The organism is Paenibacillus oleatilyticus, assembly GCF_018998565.1.
Classification (GTDB): domain Bacteria; phylum Bacillota; class Bacilli; order Paenibacillales; family NBRC-103111; genus Paenibacillus_G; species Paenibacillus_G oleatilyticus.
In genome coordinates this window covers 87,509-101,845 of sequence record NZ_JAHNZO010000023.1, presented here as the reverse complement: position 1 = coordinate 101,845, position 14,337 = coordinate 87,509, and the positions used below count along the sequence as shown (strand labels likewise).

Below are 14,337 nucleotides of genomic sequence, written 5' to 3'. Positions count from 1 at the left end.
GGAAGCGATGGACCACATAAATTTGCTTGATTTCATCGTATTTTGTTTAGCCGCGTACCGAATCACGCACTTTCTTGTTTTTGACAAAGTCTTCGATCCGATCCGGAATTTCTTCGTCACTCGGGATTATGGTGGCCCTATACCAACTTTCACACTTCAAGGAGGTTCCATAAGGAAATACATCGGAAAGCTGCTAAATTGCCACTGGTGCACAGGGATTTGGGTATCGTTCGCGATGGTCGGCTTTAACTGGGCGTTTCGTGATGCGGCAAGTTGGTTCTTCCTTGCTCTGGCTGCTGCAGCCGTACTTTCCCTGATAGAAACATGCTGGATGAAGGCTGTCGGCTTCCCGGAGATGAGAGAACGGAGGGAGCCATGAATTTTGCCGATCGTCCAGCATTGACCTATACGAAAGAAGATCAATGCAAAAGCAAGCGCCAGAAGCTCACACAGCGCCAAATGGGAAACATAACCCCAAAGGTGGACAAGCAGCTTAAAGACCGCTCAAACGGCGTCTGCGAACGCTGTGACGCTGCCAGAGCAACCGAGCGGGCACATCTCATTAGGCGCGGGAAATTGACGGCTAGGACGACGGTAAACGATTTAGCCCACTTATGTACTGATTGCCATGATTGGGCGGACGAATCCGGGTTTGAGGGCCGTCAGTGGCTTAAAGAGTTCAGGAAGGGATTGAGAGAATGAAAGGAAATATTAAACCAGAAATGATCACGCAATTTAATGAAATGTTACAAGATCACGAATCTGTTCTTCGCATCTATAAGTCTACTTGGAACGATTATGGTTATGAAATCAATGTCATGGATGATGTTTTCATTAAAAATAACTCTCTCGTTTATCCAAACGACGACTTCTATAAACTGTTAGGCGATTTTTTCAAGGGATATGGTGTTGAACTGTCTTTCAACAACACAGGAACTACATTCTGGAGCCTGTAGACCCCTCATAAGGGATAAAGGAGATGAAACGTAATTGGAAAAGAAGAGCATTGACTTTTTTAGAACAAGCAATACGGCAATTGAAATCAACGAAATGTGGTGTCCATACTGCGAAGGTGTCTTCTATGAACTTGATATGTATGAATTGGATGAGTGCCCATTGTGTAGATCTGTTTTTGTCGAGGAGCCGAGTTTAAATGAATCAGATTCCGATGAGTATACGCTCATTGTGGATCCTCAAACAGGGATTCCGACAGTGATCAGAAACGACGAATACGAACCTGTATTAAGGCCGAAGGCCATCGGGGCGACCGAATAAGCCCAGCAACGCGGAGGCCGTAAGAAGATTTTAGTCGGGGAGTTTCGGCTCCCCAAGGAGAGGATGATACCGGATGTTCGATTTCTATCAATGCGAGGAATGCGGTATCCAGTTTGCAATTCAAATCGGACTAATCGATGAACCAATATGTCAATGCGGATGCTCCTATGCTAAACACCTTGGAACGTTTCTCGTACAGATTGAGGTGAATGAACATGCCCAGGACCGATCAGAAGTATCTGGAAATACAGAAAACGTATTGGCGGATTGCTGACGAGAAGGTGATCGGGAAAATCTCTAAATTGTTCAATGGCGAATGCCTGGCGTACTTCAAAACGAAATGGACGCAGTATGTTGCCATCGTAGAGATTGGTGAGCGGTATGAATTTTGCCAGTTGGATAACCACTATATATCACCTAATGGATACAACAGTTGGGGGTATGGCGTTGTCGAGTACTTCCGGAAGGAAGGCAGGGGATATGACAACTATTTCAGGGATGCATGGAACTGGACAGACGAGAAAGCCATTACGACGTTCTTCGACTGGATCTTTGCGGAAGAATACAAACTATATTCGGCCGAGTCACGGGCGGAAGACGAAATTGTCCGCACGCCGAAACAAACGACGGCCAAGGCGAAATCTAAGAAAAAAGATAGCAACGACACAGGCAGTCAACTGGACTTGTTCGACTTTGTGTCATGAGTAATTTGATACCGGAGAAGGTCAATAAGCCTTCTCCCCATGGGAGGAATGGAACGGATGATTAGACTGACGAAAATTAAAAATGAAGGTTATGTTTGGGTGAATCCTGAATCGGTGGTTGCAATTTGGGAAAACGAAACAGGTGTTGGATTCGGCAAATTACCAGTGGTCACTTTTATTGAAACCGTCGCGGGTAAAATCAGTGTCACCGAATCACCCGAGGAAATTGCTCATAAGGTACTGAACTATCGATTGGCTATGGTCAGACATATGGCATCAAGTCAGGCAGCATACTTCAATCGAGCTAAAACCGAAAATCCATGGACGCCTACACTTGAGGAATGGAATGTGCTACTGGATCTTGCCGGACTCTCTGGATTGGAGGCCGAACGCCATGAATGAACAACAGGTACGGGATATGAAGCCCGGACGAGAGCTGGATGCTCTTGTAGCAAAAGCGATGGGATGGACTAACTTTTCTCCGATTGATCCTAATTGCGATCATGCCGTCGGTGTAGACGGTTATAGAAGGAATTTTGCTCTTGATCCGAGCGACGGAAAGCAAAAGCCGTTCCCGCTGTATTCCACCGATATATCCGCAGCATGGGAAGTGGTGGAGAAGTTCCCTTTATCAATTATAGAACGCACTGAAATATTTGTGGGGGAAGTCACATATACCATCACCATTTATCCGCGATCAGATAGCGACGCTTTCTATACGGAATCATCAAGGGAATTCCCGCATGCTGTCTGCTTGGCCGCTCTCCTAGCCTTGAGAGGAGAGGAACAGCAGTGAAAGTTAGATCTAAGCAGCAATGTTACCTAGATCCCGAAGCGAGAACGACTCGTAAGACATGGCACCCGCAGGTCAAATTCAACGGCAGATGGTGCTATCTCCCAGACGATACGACGTTAAGCAAGCTAATGGAGGCTACCGACGAGACAACAGCCGTTGAAATGGCGATTAAGGCTTTACGTGAGATTGAGTCAAAGTATGGAGGTGAACAGGGATGAGCATGTACTTCAACGACAAACAACTTGCGGAGCTGAGAAAAGAGTTTCGGACACATCCAGTAGACGAGGAAGGTCGTGTGAAACCTGTCGATTACTCCGAAGAATACGTTCGCGGAACCGTCTTGAAACTGCTTTCGGACATAGAAGGGCTACATGCTGAGATCGAACGACTCACCAAAGAATACGCCGAAGAAAGAGCGGCCCATAATGCTCATGTGGCCGAGCTTCTGGAGTCTGAGAAGCTCATCAAGCAATTCACCAAAGAACGAGACGACCACGGTCCAGAAGGACGGAACTATACAAACGGGCAGTATGTGGAATTGCTGATGAAATACGAAGCCATGCGCGAGGCGCTGGACCTCACATTGCCGATCGTCGAACACAACAGCCCAACAAGAGCGGAAATGATCCGTTCCATCCTAGCAAAGATAGGGGAAGGTGAAAAGCCATGAAATACACTCCAGAACAGATCACGGAGCTTCTGGAAGAGGTCCAAACGGCGAGGGAAGCAGCTACGCCGGGGCCGTGGACAACAAGTTTTTTTGCACCGGGATACATTATTACAGATTACCCTCTGCACAAAGCTGTGGCATCAGTATTGGAATATAACGAAGACGGTTCTGTTCATCATGAATTTGATAATTGGCGTCACAACAGAAAGTTGATCGCCAACGCCCCCTCGTGGCTCCAGCAGCTAACTGAGATCGTCCAGCAGCAGTCCGTGGAGCTTTCCGAAGCATGGAAGGCATACGACAATCTGAAAGCTGAGATGGAGGCGCTGGGGAAAGCGAAGGATGCGGAGATCGAGCAGATGAAAAACGAACTAGAAATAGCAGATGAAGCATTGGGCCTCATCGAACATGGTGTGCCAGGCCAAGATGCCGCTGATATAGCCACAGAAGCCTTAGATCGGATCAATCAGGCAGACGAAGATGATATCGTCAGAAGCATGAACTCTGGTCCTGTTGACTTAGAGCCTGATGATGGATCACAAGAAACTGAAGGGAGCAAAGCCAATGCCTAAAATCGTGACTACTGACTTTTTTGCAAACGGAAAATGCGTCTGGAGAAAAGAATACCCCACAACCTTGACTACCGAGCAGATCGAAAAGGAAGTCTCATATATCGCTGAGATCGGCTATGGAACGGTGGAGGCGGTCACGGATTCGACGGGACGATATATTCGTATCAAGGCATCACAAGAAACTGAATAGGAGGGGATCAGCATGATAATTTGTCCAGTATGCGGACCTGATTATGGAGCTAATGGCACTCGAAAATTCAATGGGAAAGAACACTGTTGCAATACAGAAAAGCATCATGGATTTTACCACGCCTTGCAGTATAGCTGCAAACACGGGCTTAAGTATAAAGATTGTGCGGATTGTCAGGCTGAAGATTACGTCAAAGAAATGAACGAACGACGAGCGAGCATGGAACTGGACGTTGGTAATATAGTGTTATTCGAAAAAGAAAAGGAGCCTTACATCGTCAAGGCGTGCAATGACAAGTTTGCGATCTGCATAACAAGTTCATCTGATCTCTATACCATTATTGATTGGAATAAAGGTCAGCGTAATCGAAATAACCTGATATTTAATCCATATGACTATAAAAAGCAAGAGGACATCGAAAGGTGTCTACGCGATCTTTGCGACACGGAGCACGTCTGCGAAATATCACAACGTGGAGCAGTAGAATTAGACATTGTGAAAGTTGAACGAGTCTGAATACAGAATTACAAGGAATAGGCGGTGTATCGTGCCATATTTAAAAAAAAAAGAACTGAAATCTTTGCTCCATAATTTTTTCCGAGCTGGTTGTGATGCTGGACATGGTATGGACCACGAAAACGACCTAATCAAACAAGAAAACGAGGAATTCGAAGAATATTACAAGATGGTTTTTGATCGAAGGAAGAACGATCGAATTACAACAACAAAATAAATATAGGAATAGGCGGTGTATATGGATGCAAATCAAGAAAGGCATCACGTACTGGGGAATGGAAGGAAAAAGGCAAGTCGAGCGGCGAGTCAACATCATTGAGACAAGAAGCAGTGGCACAAAATACGTCAACTGGACACATATCAAAAAAGACGGGTCCGAGGGCAAGCATAGATGGACGGAGCTTCGGAAGTTTGAGACTTGGGTGAAAGGCATTTACGAATTACCACAAGAGAGCGGAGGTAAATGAACATGGAAATAGAAAAAATATCGGAACAAATTTTCAAAATGACCGATCAAGCAAAAGATACAAAAGAACTATTCAAAATCATTCATAACATTGCCTATACGATTGGTGGAATGATCTGTTTATTTCCACCAGATGATCGCTCACAAGTAACCATGGATTTGACACAGTCAATTGTCTACGGACATATGCTCACTGCAAAAAATATCGGAGAAACGTGCGACATTGAAATGATTGTAGGTCATGGTGGGGAGAGCGGAGGAAGCGAGACATCCCATCCGGTATCCCAAGAGAAAGGGTGAGGGGATGAAGAAGTGTAAATGACGACTCCCCCACATGGTTAGTGGGGGAGAGCAGGGATTATGAAGGGAAGAGGTCACCTCTAATTTTGACAGGGGTTTTATGGAAACTTGTGTATTCGACTCTATAGATTCCCGGCGGTAGTGTAAAAGTTCTTACGTGTTTGTCGTTGCCTTCAAAATCGAACATTTGACTACCAGCGCCCGTTTCACTCTGTATTAGATATCTTATTGCTTCAATGTTTGTATTGTCATAGGTATATTGTTTAACTTGTAAAGTGTAGTTTGTTGGGGTAGATACTAATATTTTATAGTCATCTATTACAACCCACTTATCTGCTTCCGTTAAATAATCGTGATCAAACTGAAGATCGCGATAATACGCGGATGGCTGTACTTGTGCTTGAGTTGACTGAACATTAGCAGCATGTACTTTTGCAGGAGCGTCGATAGGTAGAGCTACAATCCCGGCAGTAAGCGAAAGAGCCAGCAAACCATTAACAACAAGTTTCGTCAATGTAAATCATCTCCTTATAATGGAATAATTTTACTACTGCTTCATAGTAACATTGTTTACCTATAATGTAAATTGGTTTTTTTGTAAATTCTATTCTATTACCCTGAAACGGCAGACCAGTATGCTCGGGGAGATTTGAAGCTATTGAAAATAAAATAGGTTACAAAAGAAAAATATATATCAGTAACTGGGTCTTCCTAATGTATGAGACATGCGGGCAATTGAATAAAGTGTAACGAGGTGATTATAGATGAAAGAACAAACTGATTTTAAAAAAGACACACTCGAAGTATCCGATATTAGGAAGATACTCGGATGCGGTTTAAATCAAGCTTACAAATTAGTTCACTCTGGCGTTTTCCATTCAGTCAGAGTTGGAAGAGGAATAAAAATTAATCGTGAATCTTTTTATAATTGGTATAACGGTACCAAATCAAAACAGGAGAACTAAAGCTCTCCTGTTTTCTTTTTTTGTTTGATGCAGTTGATGCAAATTTGATGCAAAAAGAGCAAACGAAAGGGAAATTTAAGAAGTGACTAGAGGTGAATAAAGGGGAGATGAAAATGGACAAGTCCTAATAAATACAAGGAAAAAAGGGGAAACTAGGGTGAGGCGAGTGAAACCAGAATAAAGGGTATTTATGCCTTTGAAAGGCAGCGATCACAAAAGTAAATTTTTGCTCACCAATCGCGAACGTGAGGTCTTTGAACTGCTGGTGCAAGACAAAACGACAAAAGATATCGCACAGCAGCTGTTTATTAGCGAAAAGACAGTGCGGAACCATATTTCTAACGTCATGCAGAAGTTAAATGTCAAAGGCCGTTCGCAAGCCGTTGTCGAGCTGATCAAGCTTGGGGAACTGCAGATTTGAAGCATTCGCGAAACAGCCACACCAGCCTTCTTTTTCCGCTTTCCTTCCGGGGAAGCGCGGGAAGAGGGCTATTTGGTTTTCGGTGGTACTTAACTGGAATTTTTCTCTGTTGCAGATCACGGATATAATTATCGATACAGGGTCATCTCATACTGTGTTCAGTCCTGATGTATTGGAAGAAATCGGGGTTACATATGAAAATGGAGATCCTGTATATGAAGCATAGGGGATTGGTGGAACGTAGATATGGATACACTGGAACTTTATTCATCTTATTCTATGGGGTAGCTGTGACTTTCATGCCTGCTCTCTTCAACCCTCGAAGCAGCCAAACTGGCCTTCTTTTTCCATTTTCCTCATGGGGAACGCAGGAAGAGGGCTATTTGATTTTCAAAGATTGAACGCCATAAAAACGTGCCGAAATTTACATGAATTTGGAGAGGGAGATGGCCGATATATACGGAGGTGTTTGAATTAAGCCCACGTGAAATCGAAAGGAAGCAACTTATGCAAAGCAGATTATTTCGACACACCATGAAATGGTTAATGGTCATGACATTCTTGGCCGCAGCGGTAGGCTGCGAGAAGTTAACTCAGGATAAACCGGGGGCGACACAGAAAGACGCAAGCCATCAGCAGGAAGACACTAAACAAAATGCGGAAGCATCGCAACCGCAAGCGCAAACCCAAGCTCCATCTCCATCCCAACTGGCGTCCGCGCCGCAATTCAAGCCTCAGCCTGAACCGCAGCAGACTGGAGCCCTACAAGATATCCATAACCTTGCTTCTCTCATTCCGGCAGGCAAAGAACTCTCGCTTCTAAGTAACGGTCAGAAGGCCGTCGCCCGCGGAGACCTCAACAAAGACGGAATTGACGATCTGGCCATCATCGTAGAAGATCCCAAGGAGTCCATGGTGGAAAGGATTTAATTTTATTGTTTGGAAACGCCGCAGGAGCTTACGAACAATCGATCTACGCCAAAGAAGCCATTTTGTGTAAAGACTGCGGGGGCGTCTATGGAGAACCGTTGGACGACTTGTCTGTAAACAATAATACGGTTCTGGTGAGCTTTCACGGAGGGTCAAGCGAACGGTGGTATTCGAAGTACCGTTTTCAATACCGGGATCGGGACTGGGTTTTGATAGGCTATACGGGCGGAAGCTACCATACGATGGATGTTTATCAAGGGGAGGAAGAAGACATCAATCTGCTGACCGGAGATTTTATCCTCAAAAAGAGCGACAAAAACGATCCGGCCGGCAAGCTGATTCAAACCGAGAAGGGGAAGCGGCCCAAGCGCAAGCTTGTCAAGTTAAGCGAGTTCAAAGGGAAGATCTACGATGAGACGGTCATCGAACGTTTGGAGGCAGATAAAGGCAATCACGATATTACTCCATCTCCCGACAGGCAATTCGTCTTTTTTACCAAGGAGAAGAACGAAACCCATTTTCTCTGGAATATAGACGAAGCGCAGCCCAAGGAAATCATAGGGATTGCTTCCAGAGTCGGTCATGTCATTTGGTCGCCGAACAGTAAATGGCTGATGGTCGATTCGGGTACTTCTCCGATCCGTACGGGGCAGCTCGTTGATCCGGCAAGCGGTCAAATTATTTTGGAAGTAAGCTACATAGGCGCAGGCCAAATCTCTTTCTCACCCGACAATTCCAGACTGCTGTATGCTCGTGGTTCGGAGAAACTCCCCTCGGTTAAAGACCACTATGTTGAAGGAGGCCGCATAAGTATTATCGTGTTGGATCTTCGCACGGGTAAGGAGCAGATCGTAAAGCAAGGCACGGAAACCGTCGATTACCATTTTCCGAAGTGGAAGGATGATGGTCAAATTTCTTACACGAAGATAACGAACAGCGCAGCCCATGGTGAGCTTGTCCAGACGGATACCCAGGAAACGACGAAGCTCGACGAATAATCCATGACAAAAAATACCCTCATCCCGCAAAGGGGAGAGGGTATTTGCTCGTTGTAAGTGGACTGGTTGGTTTGGTTCGATCAAACTTCCATAATAATCGGAAGAATCATCGGTTTTCTTCTGGTTCGCTCATATAAGAATCGTCCAAGCGCATCTTTTACATTTGATTTTATCGTAGACCATTGGTTCTCATTCTCGTGAGTTAATTTGTTGATAGTATTGGACACTATGCGGCTTGCATCGTCGAGCAAGCCTTCCGATTCGCGGACGTAGACGAAGCCGCGGGAGATGATGTCAGGTCCGGAGAGGATCGTGCCTTCCTGCTTGCTGATCGAAACGACAACAATCAGGATGCCGTCCTGAGACAAATGCTTGCGGTCTCGCAGGACGATATTTCCGACGTCACCGACGCCTAAGCCGTCGATGAGGGTATTGCCTGCCGGAACTTTTCCGCGTTTGCGGGCTGCGCCGTTCTGAATTTCAACGACTTCGCCGTTGTCGACGATGAAGATGTTGGCCGGGTCGACGCCGACCGCTTGCGCCAGCGTACTGTGCTGACGAAGCATCCGGTATTCCCCGTGAATCGGGATGAAAAATTTCGGACGCATCAGATTGATCATCAGCTTCAATTCTTCCTGGCTGGCATGTCCGGAAACATGCATGCCCGTCAGCGAGCCGGAGCCGTAGATGACATGGGCTCCAAGACGGAACAGCTCGTCGACCGTCCGTCCGATATTTCTTTCGTTCCCCGGAATGGGCGTGGCCGAGATGATGACCGTGTCCCCGGGGAGAATTTCCACCTGCTTGTGGTTCGAGCGGGCCATCCGGGTCAGCGCCGACATCGGCTCGCCCTGACTGCCCGTACACAGAATAACGATACGGTCGGCCGCATATTTATTCACTTCATTCGGCTCGATCAGCATGCCGTCCGGAATGTTCAGATAACCGAGCTCGGAGGCGATGGTAATCATATTGACCATGCTGCGTCCGATGACGACCAGCTTCCGGTTCGAAGCGATACCCGCTTCGATGACCTGCTGAAGCCTGTGCACGTTGGAGGCAAAGGTGGACACGATCACGCGCTGGCGTGCAGTCCGGAATACATCTTCAAGATTGACGCCGACGCTTTTTTCCGAAGGGGTGAACCCTGGACGCTCCGCATTCGTGCTCTCGGACAGCAGGGCGAGGACGCCTTTTTTGCCGATATCCGACATGCGGTGAAGGTCCGCATATTGGCCGTTAACGGGCGTTTGGTCGAATTTAAAATCGCCGGTGTGAACGACTGCGCCTTCAGGGGTATCAAGCACGACCCCAAGGCTGTCCGGGATGCTGTGATTCGTCTTGAAGAACGAAGCGACAATTGATCCGAACTTTAATACGGAATCCGCGTGAATTAACACCCGTTCCGTCGAGCCCAGAATCCCGTGTTCTTTTAATTTTCCTTCAATAAGTCCCATCGTCAGTTTGCTCGTATAGACGGGCATGTTGAGCTGCTTGAGGATATAAGGCAGTCCGCCAATATGATCCTCATGACCGTGCGTAATGACGAGCGCCCTGACTTTATTCCGGTTCTCGATCAGATAGGAGATATCCGGTACGATAATATCGATGCCGGGCAGCTCCACATCCGGGAATTTCGAACCGCAATCAATGACAACAATGTCGTCTGCGTATTGTACTACATACATGTTTTTGCCAATTTCGCCTACGCCGCCCAAGGCAAAAATGGACAACTTTTTTTCTGAACCAGCCAAGTTAGACCTCCTCGATGGAATTGACGACGAACATACAAATCAAACTCAAAAGATCCGAACCAGTCACTTGCTTTTATTATAACACAACTCTCGGAAAAAAAGTAAATGTTGGACGAACTCGGAACCAGAACATGCTGCGGGACAAAGAGATCATGGCAAATGCCGCCGCTTTTGATACAATGGAAAGGAAATACAGCCAGGCGCGGCACAAAAGACGGAAGGTTGTACATCAGCCGTTATTCGATATCATTCCACGTATTCAAGGAGGAATTCTTATGAGCGAGCAGCAAGCATCCGGATTGCAAAAGCGGCGTTTCGAGCAGCCGATTGACGCCGGGCTGACCCTTCGGGGTGAAGTAACGGTACAGGAGATAGCAGACGGAGGGGCGCTGCCCGTCGTGATCATGGTGCACGGCTTTAAAAGCTTCATGGATTGGGGCTTTCAGCCTTATGCCGCCGCCGAGCTGGCCCGCCGCGGATATTACGTTGTGAGGTTTAATTTTTCTTGCAACGGAGTGAACGAGCGGGATTTCGACGAGCTGGACAAATTCGCCGCAAACACGTACTCCCGCGAGCAGGCGGATCTGGCGGTCGTATGGGAGCTGCTGCAGGAGAAACGGCTGCCCTTTGCGGAGCGGGCGGATACCGGCCGGCTTGTCTTGCTCGGCCACAGCCGCGGGGGCGGAAACAGCATTGTGTTTGCCGCGGAGCATCCGGACGTGCAGGCCGTCGTCACGTGGAACGGCATCGCTTCGGCCGACTTGTTCGACGACGCGTTCAAGGAAGAACTCGCCCGGAGCGGCGTCGCCTACGTGGCGAACGCGCGGACAGGGCAGAACATGCCGATTCGGCAAACGTTCTACGATGACTTGAAGCAAAATGCGGAGCGCTTCGATATTACAGCGCGGCTCGCCGAGCTGAAGACTCCGGTGCTGTCCGTGCAGGGCGACGCGGATTCCGATCGGCTGAAGGAGGGCTTCCGCAGGCTGCGCGAGGCCGCTCCGGACCAAACGTTCGTGACGATTGCAGGGGGGACGCATACGTTCGGCGCGGTTCACCCGTTTGCCGGAACGACCCCGCATCTGGAGGAAGCGCTCGAAGCGACTTTGCGTTTTCTGGACGACCGGATGCGCGGTACCGGCGAAAGGGGCAGGGAGGTTTGAACGCAGAACGAAAAGCCGGGACATCGGTCCCGGCTCCGTCGGATTTTTACGGACAGCGCATTCTTCCCGCCGTACGCAAGCTGAAGGATTTGGAGCATTTGCTCGCATCCTCCTATGTCTGGATCGTTCTGCTGGACAGCCATGTGTCGCAGCTGATGAGCGTCGCGCACCTTGTCCGGCAGCATAAGAAGCAGCTGCTGGTGCATGTGGATTTGATTCATGGCCTGAAAAACGATGATTACGCCATCGAATTTTTATGCCAATCCGTGCGGCCGGCGGGCATTATCTCCACCCGAAGCAGCGCCGTAGCGACGGCGAAGAAGCATAAAGTGCTCGGCATTCAGCGGCACTTCCTGCTTGACTCGATTGCGCTCGACACGACCTACCGGCTGTCGGAGAAAGTGACGCCCGACTACATTGAAGTGATGCCGGGCGTAATGCCGCATATTATCGCCGAGATGCACAGCAAGCTCGACATTCCGATTCTGGCCGGCGGCTTGATCCGGACGAACGAGGATGTCGAGCTTGCGCTTGGCTCCGGCGCAGTAGCCGTCACCACCTCCCGCAGGGAGCTGTGGGACGCCTATGCGCCGGTATAACGGCTCGCCGGGACCGGGCGATTACTCGGAAGCGGCAGGCGTCGCCGCATCGTGCAGCAGCACGTCCAGTCGGCGCAGATGCTCCTCCGCGACCTCCGGCGTCCAGCCGAAGCGCTTCGCCATGTAAGCCGTCGCCGGCTGCTTCCAGCGCTGCGCCCAAGCGATGTCGAAGTACACCGCGCCGGTACGGCGGACGAAAAAGTCCTGCGGTGTCGCGACCATTTCCTCATCGATGCCGTAGGCGAGCGAAGCCAGCACGTCCACCGGCAGGCCGATTTGCTCCGCTTCTTCGCGCAGCTTCGTGCAGCGCTGGAAGACGCGGTCCGCGTTGGAGCCGTAGCGCTGCACGATCGACTCGGCTTGACGCTTCGTCAAGCCAAGCGCTTCGCCGTCACGTACTTTCGCTTCCGCGAACGCCTTGAATTGCGCGGAGCCACCGACATTCCCGCCGGACAGCTTGATCCGGTCCGTCGTACAGCCCGGATACGAAGCGCCGCCTTGCTCTTGGAGCTGGCCCGTGACCAGGTTGACGATGCGCTCCGCCATTTTGCGGTAGCCGGTCAGCTTGCCGCCGGCAATGGTAATGAGACCCGAAGGGGCGATGAAGATTTCATCTTTCCGCGACAGCTCCGAAGGCGATTTGCCGTCTTCGTGAATGAGCGGACGCAGTCCGGACCAGCTGGACTCGACATCGGCTGCCGTCAGCTTGAGGCTCGGGAACATGAAGTTCGCCGCCGTCAAAATATAATCGCGGTCGGCCGTCGTCATCCGCGGATGGACGATATCGCCGCTGTAGTTCGTGTCGGTGGTGCCGACATACGTTTTGCCGTCGCGCGGAATGGCGAACACCATGCGGCCGTCCGGCGTATCGAAGTAAATCGCCTGCTTGAGCGGGAACCGCCCGCCATCGATGACAAGGTGCACGCCTTTGGTCAGGTGCAGACGCTTGCCCTGCTTCGAACCGTCCTTTTCCCGGATCGTATCGACCCAAGGTCCGGCCGCATTGACGATTTTGCGGGCAAAGATGTCATACGTTTCGCCGCTCAGCATGTCGACGACGCGCACGCCCTTCAGCTTCCCGCCTTCATAGAGCAGCTCTTCCACCTTCGCATAGTTGACCGCCAAAGCGCCGCGGTCCGCAGCAGCTTTCATCGTTTCAATCGTCAGCCGGGCGTCGTCCGTACGGTACTCGACGTAATACCCGCCGCCCTTCAGCTTGTCTTCGCGGAGCAGAGGCTCGCGCCGCAGCGTTTCGGCTTTGGACAGCATGATCCGGCGCTCGCTCCGCTTGACGCCCGCCAGCGAGTCGTACATCATCAGCCCGACGGAGGTCGCCAGCTTGCCGTAGGTGCCGCCTTCGATAATCGGCAGCAGCATCCACTCCGGCGTCGTGACGTGCGGAGCGTTCTCGTAGACGATGGCCCGCTCTTTGCCGACCTCGGCCACCAGCTTGAATTCGAGCTGCTTCAAGTAACGCAAGCCGCCGTGAATCAGCTTCGTGGAACGGCTCGACGTGCCTGCGCCGAAGTCCTGCATCTCGACCAGTCCGGTTTTTAGACCCTGGGTTTGCGCGTCGAGCGCGATACCTGCTCCGGTAATGCCTCCGCCGATGACCAGCAGATCGAGCGGGGCTCCGGCCATCTCCCGAAGCTGTTCTTGTCGGTGTTCCGCTGAAAATTGCGCCTGTTTTGTCATGTGTATCGATCCCCTTTCGAAATATGCGGCCGCCCGGTTCCGGGAAAAAGCAAAAAAGAGAAGACGTGAAACAACTCTACGTCGGCACGTCGCTTAATCGCACACGCGCTCCTGAAGAGCTTGCTCACGGTCTTCTCTTGATCTCTGACCTGATTAACTTGTTAACTTTATCATAGCACGAGACCGGCTTCGGATCAACCTTGACAGCGAAATCGGGCGTATGATAGATTCCCTTTGCAACCTTTTTCCTAATATATATTGCTCGGTTAAATAGTCAAATGAGGCCCGCAGCAAGCGCGGGGTCGTCTCAGCCGGCCCTACCG

General features: G+C 49.6%; 22 protein-coding genes. 19 read left to right on the top strand and 3 right to left on the bottom strand.

Going from position 1 to position 14,337, the window contains the following annotated elements; translation table 11 throughout:
- The first annotated feature begins 7 nt into the window (after positions 1-7).
- The 13 genes from KQX66_RS25460 to KQX66_RS25400 all read left to right on the top strand — a co-directional run bounded on the left by KQX66_RS25460 (position 8) and on the right by KQX66_RS25400 (position 5,489).
- Positions 8-379 (top strand): DUF1360 domain-containing protein, encoded by a 372-nt coding sequence (locus KQX66_RS25460; protein WP_216795601.1) that lies wholly within the window; start codon positions 8-10, stop codon positions 377-379.
- Positions 376-702, top strand: coding sequence for a hypothetical protein (locus KQX66_RS25455; RefSeq protein WP_216795600.1), 327 nt, complete (start codon positions 376-378; stop codon positions 700-702). The genes KQX66_RS25460 and KQX66_RS25455 overlap by 4 nt, the downstream gene beginning before the upstream one ends.
- Entirely contained in the window at positions 699-956 is a 258-nt protein-coding gene (locus KQX66_RS25450) for a hypothetical protein (protein WP_010501356.1), read from the top strand. Before KQX66_RS25455 ends, KQX66_RS25450 begins: the two co-directional genes overlap by 4 nt.
- A 34-nt stretch (positions 957-990) precedes the next feature.
- Positions 991-1,275 carry a hypothetical protein gene (locus KQX66_RS25445; RefSeq protein WP_216795599.1) on the top strand — a complete coding sequence of 95 codons (285 nt, stop codon included), beginning with the start codon at positions 991-993 and terminating at the stop codon, positions 1,273-1,275.
- A gap of 215 nt (positions 1,276-1,490) precedes the next feature.
- Entirely contained in the window at positions 1,491-1,979 is a 489-nt protein-coding gene (locus KQX66_RS25440) for a hypothetical protein (protein ID WP_216795598.1), read from the top strand.
- Positions 1,980-2,036: 57 nt separating this feature from the next.
- Positions 2,037-2,381 carry a hypothetical protein gene (locus KQX66_RS25435; RefSeq protein ID WP_216795597.1) on the top strand — a complete coding sequence of 115 codons (345 nt, stop codon included), beginning with the start codon at positions 2,037-2,039 and terminating at the stop codon, positions 2,379-2,381.
- Positions 2,374-2,775: a BC1872 family protein gene (locus KQX66_RS25430; RefSeq protein WP_216795596.1), complete on the top strand. Its 402-nt coding sequence runs from the start codon at positions 2,374-2,376 to the stop codon at positions 2,773-2,775. The genes KQX66_RS25435 and KQX66_RS25430 overlap by 8 nt, the downstream gene beginning before the upstream one ends.
- 214 nt (positions 2,776-2,989) lie before the next feature.
- Positions 2,990-3,445, top strand: a complete 456-nt coding sequence (locus KQX66_RS25425; protein WP_216795595.1) for a hypothetical protein — start codon at positions 2,990-2,992, stop codon at positions 3,443-3,445.
- Positions 3,442-4,017 (top strand): XkdD/Y8K6 family phage-associated protein, encoded by a 576-nt coding sequence (locus tag KQX66_RS25420; protein ID WP_216795594.1) that lies wholly within the window; start codon positions 3,442-3,444, stop codon positions 4,015-4,017. The genes KQX66_RS25425 and KQX66_RS25420 overlap by 4 nt, the downstream gene beginning before the upstream one ends.
- Positions 4,010-4,207 carry a hypothetical protein gene (locus KQX66_RS25415; protein WP_216795593.1) on the top strand — a complete coding sequence of 66 codons (198 nt, stop codon included), beginning with the start codon at positions 4,010-4,012 and terminating at the stop codon, positions 4,205-4,207. Before KQX66_RS25420 ends, KQX66_RS25415 begins: the two co-directional genes overlap by 8 nt.
- A gap of 12 nt (positions 4,208-4,219) precedes the next feature.
- The gene (locus tag KQX66_RS25410) at positions 4,220-4,723 is read left to right on the top strand and encodes a hypothetical protein (RefSeq protein WP_216795592.1); all 504 of its coding nucleotides are present in this window, start codon (positions 4,220-4,222) and stop codon (positions 4,721-4,723) included.
- A gap of 242 nt (positions 4,724-4,965) precedes the next feature.
- Positions 4,966-5,190, top strand: a complete 225-nt coding sequence (locus KQX66_RS25405) for a hypothetical protein (RefSeq protein WP_216795591.1) — start codon at positions 4,966-4,968, stop codon at positions 5,188-5,190.
- Between the two features lie 2 nt (positions 5,191-5,192).
- Positions 5,193-5,489, top strand: a complete 297-nt coding sequence (locus tag KQX66_RS25400; protein WP_216795590.1) for a hypothetical protein — start codon at positions 5,193-5,195, stop codon at positions 5,487-5,489.
- 58 nt (positions 5,490-5,547) lie between these two features.
- On the opposite strand, the gene KQX66_RS25395 is transcribed toward KQX66_RS25400, so the two are convergent.
- The gene (locus KQX66_RS25395; RefSeq protein WP_216795589.1) at positions 5,548-6,003 is read right to left on the bottom strand and encodes a hypothetical protein; all 456 of its coding nucleotides are present in this window, start codon (positions 6,001-6,003) and stop codon (positions 5,548-5,550) included.
- 250 nt (positions 6,004-6,253) lie between these two features.
- Here KQX66_RS25395 and KQX66_RS25390 point away from each other — a divergent pair, with 250 nt between their 5' ends.
- The 4 genes from KQX66_RS25390 to KQX66_RS25375 all read left to right on the top strand — a co-directional run bounded on the left by KQX66_RS25390 (position 6,254) and on the right by KQX66_RS25375 (position 8,803).
- Positions 6,254-6,454, top strand: a complete 201-nt coding sequence (locus KQX66_RS25390) for a helix-turn-helix domain-containing protein (protein WP_216795588.1) — start codon at positions 6,254-6,256, stop codon at positions 6,452-6,454.
- A 196-nt stretch (positions 6,455-6,650) separates the two neighbouring features.
- Positions 6,651-6,875, top strand: coding sequence for a helix-turn-helix domain-containing protein (locus tag KQX66_RS25385; RefSeq protein WP_010493958.1), 225 nt, complete (start codon positions 6,651-6,653; stop codon positions 6,873-6,875).
- 507 nt (positions 6,876-7,382) lie between these two features.
- A complete protein-coding gene (locus KQX66_RS25380; RefSeq protein ID WP_216795587.1) occupies positions 7,383-7,805 on the top strand; it encodes a hypothetical protein in 423 nt (140 codons plus the stop codon).
- A gap of 5 nt (positions 7,806-7,810) precedes the next feature.
- Positions 7,811-8,803, top strand: coding sequence for a TolB family protein (locus KQX66_RS25375; protein WP_216795586.1), 993 nt, complete (start codon positions 7,811-7,813; stop codon positions 8,801-8,803).
- Positions 8,804-8,883: 80 nt separating this feature from the next.
- Here KQX66_RS25375 and KQX66_RS25370 read toward each other — a convergent pair whose 3' ends face one another.
- Positions 8,884-10,557 (bottom strand): ribonuclease J, encoded by a 1,674-nt coding sequence (locus KQX66_RS25370; protein WP_216795585.1) that lies wholly within the window; start codon positions 10,555-10,557, stop codon positions 8,884-8,886.
- 275 nt (positions 10,558-10,832) lie between these two features.
- Between KQX66_RS25370 and KQX66_RS25365 the strand changes: the two genes are divergently transcribed.
- Positions 10,833-11,720: an alpha/beta hydrolase family protein gene (locus tag KQX66_RS25365; RefSeq protein ID WP_216795584.1), complete on the top strand. Its 888-nt coding sequence runs from the start codon at positions 10,833-10,835 to the stop codon at positions 11,718-11,720.
- Entirely contained in the window at positions 11,717-12,319 is a 603-nt protein-coding gene (locus KQX66_RS25360) for a glycerol-3-phosphate responsive antiterminator (RefSeq protein WP_216795583.1), read from the top strand. The genes KQX66_RS25365 and KQX66_RS25360 overlap by 4 nt, the downstream gene beginning before the upstream one ends.
- Positions 12,320-12,340: 21 nt before the next feature.
- On the opposite strand, the gene KQX66_RS25355 is transcribed toward KQX66_RS25360, so the two are convergent.
- On the bottom strand, positions 12,341-14,014 hold the full coding sequence (locus KQX66_RS25355; RefSeq protein WP_216795582.1) for a glycerol-3-phosphate dehydrogenase/oxidase: 1,674 nt from the start codon (positions 14,012-14,014) through the stop codon (positions 12,341-12,343).
- Positions 14,015-14,337: the final 323 nt, after the last annotated feature.

Bases quoted from the DNA above. Each gene is read 5' to 3' on its own strand.
- KQX66_RS25460 (WP_216795601.1), top strand. From the start codon at position 8: ATGGACCACATAAATTTGCTTGATTTCATCGTATTTTGTTTAGCCGCG.
- KQX66_RS25455 (WP_216795600.1), top strand. From the start codon at position 376: ATGAATTTTGCCGATCGTCCAGCATTGACCTATACGAAAGAAGATCAA.
- KQX66_RS25450 (WP_010501356.1), top strand. From the start codon at position 699: ATGAAAGGAAATATTAAACCAGAAATGATCACGCAATTTAATGAAATG.
- KQX66_RS25440 (WP_216795598.1), top strand. From the start codon at position 1,491: ATGCCCAGGACCGATCAGAAGTATCTGGAAATACAGAAAACGTATTGG.
- KQX66_RS25435 (WP_216795597.1), top strand. From the start codon at position 2,037: ATGATTAGACTGACGAAAATTAAAAATGAAGGTTATGTTTGGGTGAAT.
- KQX66_RS25430 (WP_216795596.1), top strand. From the start codon at position 2,374: ATGAATGAACAACAGGTACGGGATATGAAGCCCGGACGAGAGCTGGAT.
- KQX66_RS25425 (WP_216795595.1), top strand. From the start codon at position 2,990: ATGAGCATGTACTTCAACGACAAACAACTTGCGGAGCTGAGAAAAGAG.
- KQX66_RS25420 (WP_216795594.1), top strand. From the start codon at position 3,442: ATGAAATACACTCCAGAACAGATCACGGAGCTTCTGGAAGAGGTCCAA.
- KQX66_RS25415 (WP_216795593.1), top strand. From the start codon at position 4,010: ATGCCTAAAATCGTGACTACTGACTTTTTTGCAAACGGAAAATGCGTC.
- KQX66_RS25410 (WP_216795592.1), top strand. From the start codon at position 4,220: ATGATAATTTGTCCAGTATGCGGACCTGATTATGGAGCTAATGGCACT.
- KQX66_RS25405 (WP_216795591.1), top strand. From the start codon at position 4,966: ATGCAAATCAAGAAAGGCATCACGTACTGGGGAATGGAAGGAAAAAGG.
- KQX66_RS25400 (WP_216795590.1), top strand. From the start codon at position 5,193: ATGGAAATAGAAAAAATATCGGAACAAATTTTCAAAATGACCGATCAA.
- KQX66_RS25390 (WP_216795588.1), top strand. From the start codon at position 6,254: ATGAAAGAACAAACTGATTTTAAAAAAGACACACTCGAAGTATCCGAT.
- KQX66_RS25380 (WP_216795587.1), top strand. From the start codon at position 7,383: ATGCAAAGCAGATTATTTCGACACACCATGAAATGGTTAATGGTCATG.
- KQX66_RS25365 (WP_216795584.1), top strand. From the start codon at position 10,833: ATGAGCGAGCAGCAAGCATCCGGATTGCAAAAGCGGCGTTTCGAGCAG.
- KQX66_RS25355 (WP_216795582.1), bottom strand. From the start codon at position 14,014: ATGACAAAACAGGCGCAATTTTCAGCGGAACACCGACAAGAACAGCTT.